We start from the raw sequence: 13,156 nt of genomic DNA, 5'->3' as shown, positions 1-13,156 counted from the left end.
GGCCCGGCCCTGCCCGACGCCCACGGCAGCTCGGCCCGGCACCCGGGCCCGTGTGCGGGTACCGGGCAGCGTTTCAGAGTGGGCTCAGCCACGTCAACCGGTCGCAACCGGACCCGGTGAACAGTGTTGACACGCCTTCGGTCGGCGCCTAATTTCCGATGCATCGAGCCACCTCACTCGCGCCCGGGAACGGGCCAACGCGAGAAAGGACCGATCATGCCGGATATCGTCATCGAAACGTCGAGCGGCCGGATTCGCGGTACGACGAAACCATCGGGCGTGCACGTTTTCAAGGGAATTCCGTACGGCGGATCCGTCGCCGGCGCGAACCGATTCCAGCCGGCCCGGCCGCCCGAGCCGTGGACGGGAGTTCGCGACGCCTTAGCCTACGGTCCGACCGCGCCGCAGGCACACCCGGCAGAGGCGGGCGGCGGCGGCGCGGACGATCCCGCCGCGGCCGCGCGGATGGCGCCGTTCCTGGCGTTCCTGCACGGCCTGGCCGGGGACGAGCCGGCCCAGGACGAGGACTGCCTGGTGCTCAACGTCTGGACCGGCGGCGTCGACCAGCAACGCGCCCGCGCCGTGCTGGTCTGGCTGCACGGCGGCGCCTTCAGCACGGGCTCGGGCTCCTGGCCGCTCTACGACGGCACCGCCCTGGCCGCCCGGGGCGACGCCGTGGTCGTCACGATCAACCACCGGCTGGGGCCGCTCGGCTTCCTGCACCTCGGCGAACTGGCCGGGGACCGCTACCGCGACGCGGGCAACGCCGGCATGCTCGACATCGTGCTCGCCCTGCGGTGGGTGCGCGACAACATCGCCGGATTCGGCGGCGACCCCAACCGGGTGCTGGTGTTCGGCGACTCGGGCGGCGCGTCGAAGACCTCCATCCTGCTGGGCATGCCGGCGGCGAAGGGCCTGTTCCACCGGGCGGCGGTCATGAGCGGCCCGCTGATCCGCTCCTGCCCGGCGGACGTGGCGACCGCGAACGCCGAGGAGCTGCTCGGCCGACTCGGGATCGCCCCGGCCGACGTCGCGAAGCTGCACGACGTGCCGGCCGAGCTGCTGATCGAGGAGGCGGAGGCGATCGGGGTGCCGATCGCCTCCGGGCTCGCCGGGGCGGCCGGCGGCGAGCAGTTCATGCCCTTCCAGGCGGTCGTCGACGGCCGGGTCCTGCCCGCCCACCCGATGGATCCGCAGGCCTCGCCGCTGGGCGCCGACGTCCCCGTCCTCGTCGGGTCGACCCGGGACGACATGAGGATGATCATGCTGGGAATGCCGTGGTTCGGCTCCCTCGACGACGCCGGCCTGGCGGCGCTGGCCGGCGGCATGTTCGGCGCCGCCGGGCCGGAGTTCGTGCGCGCCTATCGCGCGGAGCGGCCGGACGCGACGCCGAGCGAACTGGCGTGCGCCTTCGTGACCGACCGGGTGATGTGGTGGGGCGGAATCGACTGGGCCCAGCGGAAAATAGCCGCCGACGCCGCCCCCGTGTACGTCTACCGTTTTGATTTCGCCACACCCGCCCTCGGTGGAATTCTCGGGGCCACCCACGGCGGCGAGATCCCGTTCGCGTTCGACAACTACCCGCTCACCCCGATGGCCGGTGAGCGGCCCGAGAACGCCCAGGTGGCCCGGGCGATCAGCGAGGCGTTCGTGCGATTCGCCCAGGAGGGCGTTCCGGACCACCCCGGGCTCCCCACCTGGCCCGCGTACACCCTCGACCGGCGCGCCACCATGATCTTCGATGCCGAGTCCCGGGTGGACGACGATCCCCGCCGGGCGATTCGCGAGCTCCACGCCCGGGTGTCCGCGGGATAGATCTGCCGGGCGCCGGCGCAGGCGCCCCGCTACGGCCGGACCTGCCCGCTACGGCCGGACCTGCCCGCTACGGCCGGACGTGGACGACGTGGTCGAGGCGGATGACACGAGAGCCCCGTTCGGCTGCCGGGCACGGATGGCCGAACCGCCCATCCCCGCTGGCGCTGGGGATGGGCGGTCGGCTGTCGGCGGCGCTCAGGTGCGGCCGGCGCCCGTCAGCGCGACGACGTCACCGGGAACACCTGGCACTGGGACCATCTGTCATTCCGGCACGGTGGATGACGCCGCCGCCGCCACGAGCGGCTTCGCGTCGGCCGGCAGGATGAAGCCGGCGTTCACGGCGCTGGTCGCGGCCTTCATCCAGGCGGCGACGAAGGCGTCGTGGGACGGGTAGAGGGCGTGGAGCTGCGCCGGGGTGAACGGGACGGTGGTGCCGAACAGGGCGCAGAAGGGAGAGGAACCGGTGTCCTGGCCGAGCCCGGACAGCTTCGCCACCGGGGCGTCGACCGCGGGGGTGCGGATGCCGCCCTTCACATTACCGTTGGCGTCGAGGACGTAGGCGTTGTTCGCGATCTGCAGCCGCGGTGCCTTCGACGGCGCCTGCCCGGTAGTAACCCACCGGTTGAGCTGCGAGAACGCGGTCTGCAGGACGTACTGCTGCTCGCCAGCGTTGATCGGCTTGGCGCAGGAGAAGCCAGCGGCCCCGGTCGGCGGGTTACGCAGCGCGTTGAACGCCGCGACGCTGCCCTGCCCGTCGCCGACGTCCGTAGCCCCGATGCCGATGGTGTAGGCGTCGGCGTGGGCGGTCCCCGCAACCTCCCACAGGCGGAACCGGTTGGTGTCGTCCTGGCGGGCGTCGACGTAGCCGAGCAGGCCGGTCGGCAGGTCCGTCTCCGTCTGGAAGGTCAGGACCGGGACGGCGAGATCGGGTCGGATCCGGACGACGGCCGGCGCGGCGATGTCGGGACGCTCCGGGGCCTGGGACAGCGCGCTCGCGGTGCCGGCGCGGCTGTGCAGCAGGTACCCGTCGTAGACGTTGACGAGCGGGTGGATGGCGTTGACGTAGGTCGTCAGCCGGAAGGCCGACTGCGACTCACCGTCGCCGAGCACCTTCTTCGGCTTCAGCCCTCCGAGGACCGTTGCGGCCGACTTCCGCACTGCCTGACCGGTCTGGGAGAAGATGTCGTACGAGTAGCTGTCACCGGGGTGGGACAGCGCCTGGTAGCGGTCCGGGTCGGCGTTCTTGGTGGCGTTGAGCCCGACCGCCTGCGCGGACACCCCGACCCAGGCGTAGCCGTCCCGGATGAGCTGGTTGTGCGCGGCGGTCCAGTCCGGGGCTCCGTCGTAGCCGGCGGAGACGTTGAGCCATTCCACGACGACGGTGCCGTTGAACTTCTTCGCGTCGGCCGGGCGGTTGACCACGATCCGGGTCGTGTAAGGCGCCGTGGCGGCCGGGGTCACGGTCCACTTGCCGTCCGACCCCAGCGTGCCCGACGCCTGGTAGGCGGTCGCGGAGCCGGCGAGGAAGTACTCGGACTGCCGGTACCCGACCTTGCCTAAGTCGAAGGCGGTGGCTCCCACCACGGGGACGCCCTTACCGCCGGTGACGGGCCCGGTCACGGTGGGGCTGGCTGCCGAGGGGGTGGCGGCCTGGGCGGCCGAGTCGGTCGCGAGCTGGGCCACCCCGGCGGCGGTCACGGTCAGCAGCGCGGCCACCGTTGTCGTCGCGATCCGTCGGCGGCGGGTCCGCCACCTGGCCATCACTGTCATGGTCACGTCCTTTGTGGGAGGTACGCCCCGACCCGACCTGCCTCACCGAGCCGCGGCACATGTCAGCATCGGTGGCTTCGCGAGCGATCGCCTCACGTGGCCCCGACCGTGCACACGACCGGGGCCGCCGCCGGAACGCCACCGTAAAGGTCAGGCATTCCACCGGAACACCTTTCGGGGCTTTCCTGGAATCACTCATTCACGATGCTGTGAACCCGACGCTACGGGAGATCGACCGTGGACGTCACCCCACCATGGGGTAACACTCGTCTTGACAAGGACGTTCCTTTTGGTCGGGCCCTGTAGGCCGTGCACCTTCACCCTCGCCACTCCGACGGTTATCCGCCGAGTGTCGGAAATTCATGCCCACATTACCGACGATTGCGCGGACCCCACCGACCACGGACCGATCGCTTCGCCACCGGATGCGCCCCCGCCCTCAACCGTCACCCCACCACCAGCCGAGCCCCGCCCTCAACCGTCACCTCGGCCCCGCGACATCCGGCCGCCCCTCGCCGCCCGGCCCGGCTCCTGACGTCCGGCCTCGTTCTTCGCCGACAGTCGCAGCGGCCGTACCCGGCGCGACGAATGTGCTGGGCACGGCCTCACCCTCCACCTTCCTCCTCGCCGGCAGTCGCAGCCTTGAGGATGTGGCCGAGCTGGCGGCCTGCGGCAGGCCGCTGCCCCACATCGCTCACGGAGACGAACATACGTTCGACATCTGGCGGCTGCGGATCTACCGTCGACTCATGAACACGCACGGCCCCAGCCCCGGCCGCGACACCGCTCCCACCCCAGTCCCCGCCCCCGGACTCACTGCCACTTCCGATCCTGAATCCGACGCCGGCCCGGCTCCCACCTTCGGCCTCGACCCGAGGGGTTGTCCACGGCTGCTTACAGCGCTGTCCGAGCTCGACGAGCTGGTCGGACAGGCGGTGGACATGCCCGGCTGGTCCCTGTCCGATGGCGACCTGGACAGCGCGGTGCTGGACTGCTCGGCGTTGCTGGCCCGGCTCGCCGCGCTGCGTCTGGGGTTGATCAATGAGCTGCACGGCCGCGGCAGCGCCCAACGCGAGGGTGCCACCAGCACGGCCGCGTTACTCCGCGCCCGGCTGCGGATCCGCCCCGGCGAGGCCCAGCGGCTGCTCGGTCTCGCCCTGGCAGTCGACGGCGATCTCACCGCCACCGGCACCGCCCTGACCGCCGGCACCATCAGCATCGACCAGGCCTTCGCGATCCACGCGGCGCTGCGCGCCCTCCCCCGCGGGGCGGACCTCACCAGGCGGCGTGAAGCCGAAGCACTCCTGCTCCGCTGCGCGGACACCTTCGATCCCGCCGATCTCGCCCTCCTCGGCCGCCACATCCGCGAGCGGCTCACCGACGTCGACACCAGCCCCGGTGGCGACAGCCCCGACCCCGCCGACGACAGCAACAGCGACGAGGGCGGCAGCAGCGACGACGACGACGGAGGTGATCACAATCCCGGCGGTGGCGACGCCGGCGGGGGCAACGCGGGCGGTGGTGCTGACGGCGACGATCCGACGTCGCGCCGCCACCTGTCGATCACCGACCTGGCCGACGGGATGACCCGGATCACCGGCGAACTTGACGCCGAGGGCGCCGCTCTTCTGCGCACCGCCCTCGACAGCCTCGCCGCCCCCAGCCCCGCCGTCGACGGCACCCCCGATCCCCGCAGCCCCGCCCGCCGCCGAGGCGACGCTCTCGTCGAGCTTCTGCACCGCGCCCTCGACGCCTCATCGGTACCCGTCTCCGGCGGTGTGCGCCCCCACCTGACCGTCACCGTCCCCTGGGCGACGCTGGTCGGCCGGGGCGGGCCTGCCGCGGCCACGAGCTGGGGCCAGCCGCTACCACGCTCCGTGCTACGCCGGCTGTCCTGCGATGCCGAAGTCAGCCGCATCGTGCTCAATGCGGACAGCGTTCCCCTCGACGTCGGCCGGACGCAGCGCACCGTCCCGGCCGACCTGCGCCGCGCCCTGGTCGCTCGCGACCGTTGCTGCGCGTTTCCCGGTTGCAGCAGGCCGCCGAGCTGGTGCCAGGCGCACCACATCCGGCACTGGACCGACGACGGAACCACCTGCCTGGACAACCTCGTGCTCGTCTGCGGTTGGCACCACCGTTTCCTCCACCACCACGGCTGGACCGTCCGGCTTGGCGCGGACCGCCGACCGGAGTTCCTCCCGCCCGTCTGGGTCGACCCCACCCAGACACCCCGCCGAAACCCCTACACCCGGCCCCTCGAAGCCCTCCTCAGCCGCCCGGCAGACCGGTGAGCGGCCCCGGATCCGGCTGTCGGAACCTCGTGGGAGGCGGTGCTCGGCGAGCGCCCCGACGCGCCCCGAGCACTGCCGTCCACAGGGTTCGGCGGAGATCAGCCCGTGGGGCCGTTCGGGAACTTGAGCAGGGAGCCGGCGTCGACCCGGATCTGCTGGCCGGTGATGTACCGGGACTCGTCGGAGGCGAGGAACAGCACCAGGTTGGAGATGTCGACCGGCTCGACGTAGGGGATCGGCATCGCCTGGAACGTGACGAACGCGGGCTCGACGTCTTCCCGGGTCGGGTTCTCCAGGTCCGGCCGGAACTGCGCGTACAGCCCGTCGTTGTGGAGCAGGTGGGTGTTGACGTTGGTCGGGTGGATGGCGTTGACCCGGATGAACTTCGGGGCCAGGTGGAGCGCCATCTCCTCGACATAGCCGATGAGGATCTTCTTCGCCCAGCCGTAGCCGGCGCTGCCCGGTCCCATCGCGGGGTTGTCGGTGGTGTTGGGCATCATGGCCGCGGTCGAGCCGGTGACGATGATGGAGCTGCGATCCGGCAGGTGCGGGACGCTGACCGCGACGGCGTTCATCACGCCGATGAGGTCGACGTCGACGGCGTCGATGAAGTCGGTCGCCTGAGGGTCGCCCATCGCCATCGGCAGGATGCCGGCGTTCGCGACGACGATGTCGAGGCGGCCGAGCTCGGCGACGCCCTTGTTGACGGCCTCGCGGAGCTGGTCGCGCTCGCGGACGTCGGCCTTGGTGGCGATGATGCGCCGGCCGAGCTTCTCGACCAGGGTGACGGTCTCGGCGAGGTCCTCCGGGGTGGACAGCGGGTAGGGGTTCGACTCGATCTGCTCGACGATGTCGATGGCGATGATGTCGGCGCCCTCCTGCGCCAGGCGAACCGCGTGGCTGCGGCCCTGCCCGCGCGCCGCGCCCGTGATGAAGGCGACCTTGCCCTCGAGGCGACCTGACATTGTCCTGCTCCTCTGCTCGTGCGTGCGACCAGGTGGTGGGCCGCCCGGAAAGACGGCGGCCCGGAAAGACGGCGGCCCGGATGTGGGCAGCTCAGCCGGCGAAGCCGACGGACTTGCTCTCCAGGTGCTGCTCGAAGCCCTCGATGCCGCCCTGGCGGCCGTTGCCCGACAGCTTGTAGCCGCCGTAGGGGCCGTTCGAGCCGTAGAAGTTGCCCCCGTTGACGTTGATGCTCCCCGTGCGGATCCGGCGGGCGACGGACAGGCCGCGGTCGAGCGAGGCGGAGAACACGCCGCCGGACAGGCCGTACGGGCTGTCGTTGGCGATCCGCACGGCGTCCGCCTCGTCGTCGAAGGGGATCACGGCCGCCACCGGGCCGAAGATCTCCTCGCGGGCCACCCGCATGCCGTTGTCCACGTCCGCGAGCAGCGTCGGCTCGACGTAGTAGCCGGTTGGCAGGTGCGCCGGGCGACCGCCGCCGGCGACGACCCGCGCGCCCTCGGCCTTGCCGATCTCGATGTAGTCCAGCACCCGGTCGCGCTGGCGGGCGTTGATCTGCGGGCCGGAGAGGTTCGCCGGGTCGTTCGGGTCGCCGTAGGGAAGGTGGCGGAACACCTCGGTGAGGATCTCGAGGCCCTGGTCGTAGACGGAGCGGGGCAGCAGGATCCGCGTCGTCATCGCGCAGCCCTGCCCGGCGTGCAGGCACGCCCCGAGGCCGGCTCCGGGCAGGACCGAGGCGAGGTCGGCGTCGTCGAGCACGATCATCGCGGACTTGCCGCCGAGCTCCAGCAGCGTCCGCTTCATCGTCCCAGCGGACAGTTCGACGATGCGCCGGCCGATTCCGGTCGACCCGGTGAACGACACCATGTCCACCCGGGGGTCGGTGACGAGCAGCTCGGCCACCGCGTTGTCCGAGGTCGGGACCACGTTCACGACGCCCGCCGGGATGTCCGTCCGCTCGGCGACGATCCGGCCGATCCGGGTGGCGTTCCAGGGCGTGTCCGGCGCCGGCTTGAGGACGACGGTGTTGCCGGTCGCCAGGATCGGCCCCAGCTTGTTGATCGTCACCTCGAACGGGTAGTTCCACGGCACGATCGCCGCGACGACCCCCACCGGCTCCTTCCAGACCGCGCGGTGGCTGGGCCCGAACAGGTTCGTGTCGGGCAGCGTGCGCTCCCACGGGAAGGTGTCGATCAGCTCCAGCGGCCCGCGCAGGCCGTCCGCCAGCGGCCAGTCAAGCTGCGCGAAGTGCGTCACCGCGATCGGGGCGCCCGCCTCGGCGATGAGCTCCGCGCGCAGCGCCTCCTTCTCGTCGTCGAGCGCGGCCTGCAACTGGGCCAGGCACCGCTTGCGCAGTTCCCGGTCCGTCGACCACGACGACTCGTCGAACGCGCGGCGCGCCGCCGCGATGGCCCGGTCCATGTCCGCCGCCGTGGCGTCCGTCGTCTGACCGAGGATCTCCTCGGTGGCAGGGTTGATGTTGTCGTAGCGGCTGCCCGTCGCCGACTCGCCGAGTTTCCCGTCGATCAGAAGCCGCGGCTCGCCCTGTAAGGACACCGCCTCAGACGCCGTCGTCATCGCCGATCAGACTCCCTCGCTATCGAAGACCCGTCCTGACGGGGCGGGTGCGTCGAGGAAAGTTACAGCGCATCTGACACGATGTCTACGCCTAAGCCCGGATGCGCGCACGAGGACGATCGGCCTCTTTGTACGAAAGTCCATCGCGCGCAGGAGCGATCGATCGGCCCCCGGAGGATATTTCGGGCAGGCCGAACCGCAATCCCGCTTTGGTCATTGCGGGGCCGGCGGGATGACTATTCGAACAGGTGCCGCCTCCGGTCAGGGCGACGTCGTCTGCTGTACGGACCCACCGGGCATCCGTCTGGTGACATCACCCCTCTCCAAGCCGCCGAGACCTTCCCTGGAGGGAAACCTCCGAGTCAGGTCGGGCTTCGCCTTCCGGGCCGGGATCGCCGACCTTCGCGGGTGCGGCGACAGAAGCCCACAGAGTCACGACCGCGTCGGTCAGCTCGTCGGGGTTGGGGGACGGGATCAGGTACAGCGAGCTCGTGGCTCGCAGCAGAAGCTCCGCCAGGACCTCCCGTCTCACCGTGCCTTCCTGGACGATGCCGAGATCGTCGAGCACGGGCGCGAGGAGTTCCGTCATCTGGGCCACGAAGCTCGGGAAGATGTCGCGGATGAACTGCAGAGCGAAGGCGGGCTCGGCTTCGATGACCCGGGAAACCTCGGGATGGTCGTCTCCGTAGTGCATGATGGCGTCGACGGTCGCGCGCAGGCGCCCGGAGTCGGCTGGCTGCCCGGCGACCGCTTCGTCGAGCGCGGCGCTGACCCCCCGCCGGACGTGGTCGCTGATGGCAGTGAGTAGCTCACCCTTGGTCTTGAAGTACCGGTAGAGCGTGCCACGAGAGACCTCCGCAGCCGCGGAAACGTCGCGCAGGGACATCTTGGCCGGGCCGCGGGCCGCGATGCACCCCAACGCCGCGTCGAGGATCTTCGCGGGCGTCTCGAACCTGTTCCCCACTGCGTGCCTCCAGTCTGACCGCGTTACCTCAGTCTGACGTCGTGCCTCCAGCTCACTGCATGGCTCCAGCCCCCACGGGCCGTCGAGGAGCCACCGATGCCCACCAGGCTCTCCTGCATCACTCATTGCATTTGACTCATTGCATTCGATCAGATACTCAATCCCCTCCATGGTGATCGAATAGAACTTTATGAACTTTATCGACTCAATAAATCTAGCCTACCGGCGTGTCGCAGACCACAGTTACGCGTTGCCGAGCGCAGCCACCACCGAGTCGTCGGGCTGCCGCGCGGATGCGGGCGCGGCACGCGGGGTCGCCGGCGTGCCCGAGCCCAGTAGGACGTTGAAGACCCCCGGCGTCTGACCTGTCGCCGCATGACGACAGAGGCGCATGACGACGGAGGCGCATGACGACAGAGGCGCATGACGACAGAGCACACCCACCGAGCACCCGCCCTGACGTCGTCCACCATGATCCCTGGGGCGCTGTCCGGTCACGTCGAGGACAGACGCCCGCAGCCGAGGCCCGACGACCCCGGGCCGGTCCGCCAGCCGGTCCGCTCCCGACGGTGGTCTGGTGGCGGCCGTCTGCGCATCCGTTCCGTGAACATGATCGCCGCACCTCGCCGTCATCTCGCGCGGCACGGCGCGGCGCGGCGACCAGAGATGTTTCGCCGAGATCTCCATCCCCCCGGAAAACCCGGCAGCCGTTTCCCGAGCCGGGTCGAGTGTGGCGCGGCTGGACACAACGTTCTCGTCTAGGAATACTACGGAGAAGTCGATGGCACCGCGCACCGCAGGATCGGACGGCGCCCGGCGACTGCGGCGGCAGCCATCCGGAACGCCGGCGAATCTGTCGTCATTCCCACCGCTCCCATCACGCTTGACCACTCCCCGCAGCAGGCCGACAGAACAGGCCGGCAGGCGTTCCCGATGAATCCGATCGCTGGCACGAGGAAACAGCGCCGAAGATGCGGTGGATCGGCCCGGTCGGGCCGACATACCTTGCTCTCCACATAAGAGGACGAATTGTGACAGCCGTAGACGGAGGAGGATTTGGCGACACTGACCTGGACCAGCACAGCGCAGGATTCCGGGAACACAATTACGAGGTTATGGCGGATCTTCGGAACCGCTGCCCGGTGGCCAGGTCCTCGACCTGGGGCGGCTACTGGCTCGTCACCTCGTATGAGGCCGTGTTCGACGCCTGACGAGGCCCAAGTCTCTTCAGCAACCACATGAGCAAGGCCATTCCGGCGCTGCCGATCGAGACGTCTTTCATCCCGATCGACAGCGACCCGCCCATGCTGCAGAAGTACCGGAAGTTACTGCTTCCGTACCTCTTGCCCAAGGAGGCGGAAGGACGGGAGCCGGCCCTGCGGCGCACGGCCACCGAGTTGATCGACGCTGTCGTCGAGGACGGCGAGGACGGCGAGGACGGCGAGGGCGGCGAGGGCGGCGAGGGCGACCTTGCCGAGCAGCTCTTCACCCCGCCGCCGGCCCGCGGTGGACGCTGCAGCTCCTCGACTTCGACGAGAGGCGCTGGCCGGAGTGGATCGAGTGGCTGCACTCCCTCATCCCTGGCCGTGCCTATGCCCCGGAGCGGTCCGCCCAGTCCGCGGCCAACATCTACGGCACGATCGCCCAGGAGATCGCCCAGAAGATCGCCCAACGCCGGCGGCGCCGGGGCCAGGGCGTGCTCAGCGATCTCACGGAGGCGGAGATCGACGGGGAGAGGCTCTCCGACGAGGAGCTTTCCGGCATCGTCATGCCGCTCCTGCTCGGTGGCATGGACACCACGGCAGGCCGCACCGGCAATGCCTTCCTGCGCATCGACGCCGATCCCGCACTGCGCCGCCGGCTCCTCGAGGACCCGGCCGTCCTGGAGATCGCGACGGAGGAGTTCCTGCGCCGCGACACTCCGGTGCAGGGCCTCACCCGAGTCGTCACCCGGGACGCGCAGTTCCACGGCCGCCAGCTCAAGAAGGGCGACCGGGTCATGCTGATGTTCGCGGCGGCCAACCGCGATCCCAGCACCTTCGCATGCCCGCACGACATCGATCTTGATTGCGGCACGAATCGACACCTGGCCTTCGCGCCGGTTGTCCACCGCTGCCTGGGTTCGAACTTCGCGCGGGCCATGTTCCGCGTAATGATTACCGCACTGTTGCGTCGGCTGCCGGACGGGCATGTCGCGCCTCCCGTCGAGCGCCTTGCGGACGCGGGCGACGTCTACACGGTCAAGCATCTCCCGGTTCGCCTCACTCCCGGGCCGCGCGAAGGCGTTGGTCCGCCCGCCTGCGCATCGCGCACTGCATGATGACTGTCGAGCTGAGAGGGGTTCCGATGAAGGTGTCGGTCAGCAATGAGTCCTGCCAGGGTCATGCGCAATGTCATGCGCAGGCCCCGGAGGTCTAGGAGCTCGACGACGAGAGTTTCACCGACGCGGTGGCGCAGCTGGACGGTCCGGTCCGGTCGATTCAGGTCGGAAGGTCGTCGAGATCTGCGCAGAGAGCCCGGATGATCAGTGCGGCCGTCAGCCGGGTTCGGCCCGCCGGGGTGTCGATGGAGAAACCCAGGACGCGCTCGGCCTTGGCCAGGCGTGCGATCAGAGTGCTGTGGTGCACGTACAGCACGGCCGCGGCCTGCCGCAGCGAGGCGGTGGCGCCGACGGCGACGAGCATGGCCAGCGTCTGCGGACCCTGCGGCTCGGCGCCGAGCCTGCGCAGCGCCGCGACGTCGGGCGAGGCGGCGAGCCGTTCGCCGGGCACCTGCTCGGCGACGTCCCGCCAGACGCCGAGGCTCTCCTCGGTGACCAGCGCCGACCCTCCGGCGAGCGTGGCCAGTCCGGCCGGCAGCCCCGACCCGGTGAAGCGCAACGCCGTGCGGGCGCCGCGCCACGCCCGCTGCGCCGCGGACGCCGGCATCGGCACGGACCGACCCACCCGCACGCCGGTCGGGATCGTCGGTTCGCCGACGGGCGGCTCCCGCCCGACCACCGCGCGCACGTCGCCGATCCGCACGGCCCGCACCCAGGGATGCAGCCCGGCCAGGAACTCGGCGCCGGCCGCGGGATCGGGCGAGCGGACGGCGTAGACCGTGACCGAGCAGGTCGGCTCGATGCCGAGCAGCCGCAGGGCACGCGCCCGGCCGGCGTCATCGGCGCCCGCGCCGAGCACCAGTTCCAGCAACGCCGGATCCCCGGTCCCGGGATGGTCGAGCCGCGGCCGAGGGGACAACGCGCGGACCGCGTGCGCCAGCCGGTCCAGGAGCATCCGATCCTGCGCGAGTGGCTGTCCCGCCCGCGCGAGCCACACCCACCGGTCATCGCCCACCGGCGCCCGGGCCGCACCGTCGGGCGGGTCGCCGGCGAACGGGACTCCTTCACCAGCCCGCACCACCAACGGCGGCACCGAACCACCGGCGAGGCCGACCTCGCACCCGGCGAACTGGGCGGTGGCCGACAGCACGGCCTCCAGGCTGGCCCGGTGCTCGACGAAGCTGTCGAAGAAAGCGATGATCCGCACCGCGCCCAGCGCACCCTCATCCAGGTCCGCCAGCCGCAGGATCAGCCCCTCCATGCCAGGAGACTACGACCGTGGGCAGGCCCGCGGGTACCGGCGAGGCGAGCAGGGCGGACGATGGCATCGGCCGCCGACAGCCAAACCCGCCGACAGCCTCACCCGTATTCGCGGCCGCCCGTGGACACGAAACGGTCCCGGGCTCGACGATGGCCAGGCGTCCCGGCCCCCGGGTGACAGGTCACGGACGGGAG

At 70.7% G+C, this 13,156-nt stretch carries 8 protein-coding genes; 3 read left to right on the top strand and 5 right to left on the bottom strand.

Annotation, left to right across the window (positions count from 1 at the left end):
• The first annotated feature begins 216 nt into the window (after positions 1-216).
• Positions 217-1,815, top strand: a complete 1,599-nt coding sequence (locus FRAAL_RS01410) for a carboxylesterase/lipase family protein (RefSeq protein WP_041938660.1) — start codon at positions 217-219, stop codon at positions 1,813-1,815.
• A gap of 261 nt (positions 1,816-2,076) precedes the next feature.
• Here FRAAL_RS01410 and FRAAL_RS01405 read toward each other — a convergent pair whose 3' ends face one another.
• Positions 2,077-3,585, bottom strand: coding sequence for an alpha/beta hydrolase domain-containing protein (locus FRAAL_RS01405; RefSeq protein ID WP_050996969.1), 1,509 nt, complete (start codon positions 3,583-3,585; stop codon positions 2,077-2,079).
• A 749-nt stretch (positions 3,586-4,334) separates the two neighbouring features.
• Between FRAAL_RS01405 and FRAAL_RS01400 the strand changes: the two genes are divergently transcribed.
• On the top strand, positions 4,335-5,876 hold the full coding sequence (locus FRAAL_RS01400; protein WP_041940050.1) for an HNH endonuclease signature motif containing protein: 1,542 nt from the start codon (positions 4,335-4,337) through the stop codon (positions 5,874-5,876).
• A 98-nt stretch (positions 5,877-5,974) separates the two neighbouring features.
• Here the strand turns inward: FRAAL_RS01400 and FRAAL_RS01395 are convergent, their stop codons facing one another.
• The 3 genes from FRAAL_RS01395 to FRAAL_RS01385 form a co-directional block, all read right to left on the bottom strand.
• Positions 5,975-6,841, bottom strand: a complete 867-nt coding sequence (locus tag FRAAL_RS01395; RefSeq protein WP_011601572.1) for a mycofactocin-coupled SDR family oxidoreductase — start codon at positions 6,839-6,841, stop codon at positions 5,975-5,977.
• A 91-nt stretch (positions 6,842-6,932) separates the two neighbouring features.
• Complete coding sequence (locus FRAAL_RS01390; protein WP_011601571.1) at positions 6,933-8,417, bottom strand: aldehyde dehydrogenase family protein; 1,485 nt, start codon at positions 8,415-8,417, stop codon at positions 6,933-6,935.
• 313 nt (positions 8,418-8,730) lie between these two features.
• Positions 8,731-9,552 carry a TetR/AcrR family transcriptional regulator gene (locus FRAAL_RS01385; protein ID WP_011601570.1) on the bottom strand — a complete coding sequence of 274 codons (822 nt, stop codon included), beginning with the start codon at positions 9,550-9,552 and terminating at the stop codon, positions 8,731-8,733.
• A gap of 1,036 nt (positions 9,553-10,588) precedes the next feature.
• Here FRAAL_RS01385 and FRAAL_RS34425 point away from each other — a divergent pair.
• A complete protein-coding gene (locus FRAAL_RS34425) occupies positions 10,589-11,701 on the top strand; it encodes a cytochrome P450 (RefSeq protein WP_197537273.1) in 1,113 nt (370 codons plus the stop codon).
• A 160-nt stretch (positions 11,702-11,861) separates the two neighbouring features.
• On the opposite strand, the gene FRAAL_RS01375 is transcribed toward FRAAL_RS34425, so the two are convergent.
• Positions 11,862-12,962 (bottom strand): PucR family transcriptional regulator, encoded by a 1,101-nt coding sequence (locus FRAAL_RS01375; protein ID WP_011601566.1) that lies wholly within the window; start codon positions 12,960-12,962, stop codon positions 11,862-11,864.
• Positions 12,963-13,156: the final 194 nt, after the last annotated feature.

This window comes from Frankia alni ACN14a, assembly GCF_000058485.1.
Taxonomy (GTDB): Bacteria; Actinomycetota; Actinomycetes; order Frankiales; family Frankiaceae; genus Frankia; species Frankia alni.
The sequence above is the reverse complement of the archived record's forward strand: the minus strand, read 5'-3'. Positions and strand labels throughout refer to the sequence as shown.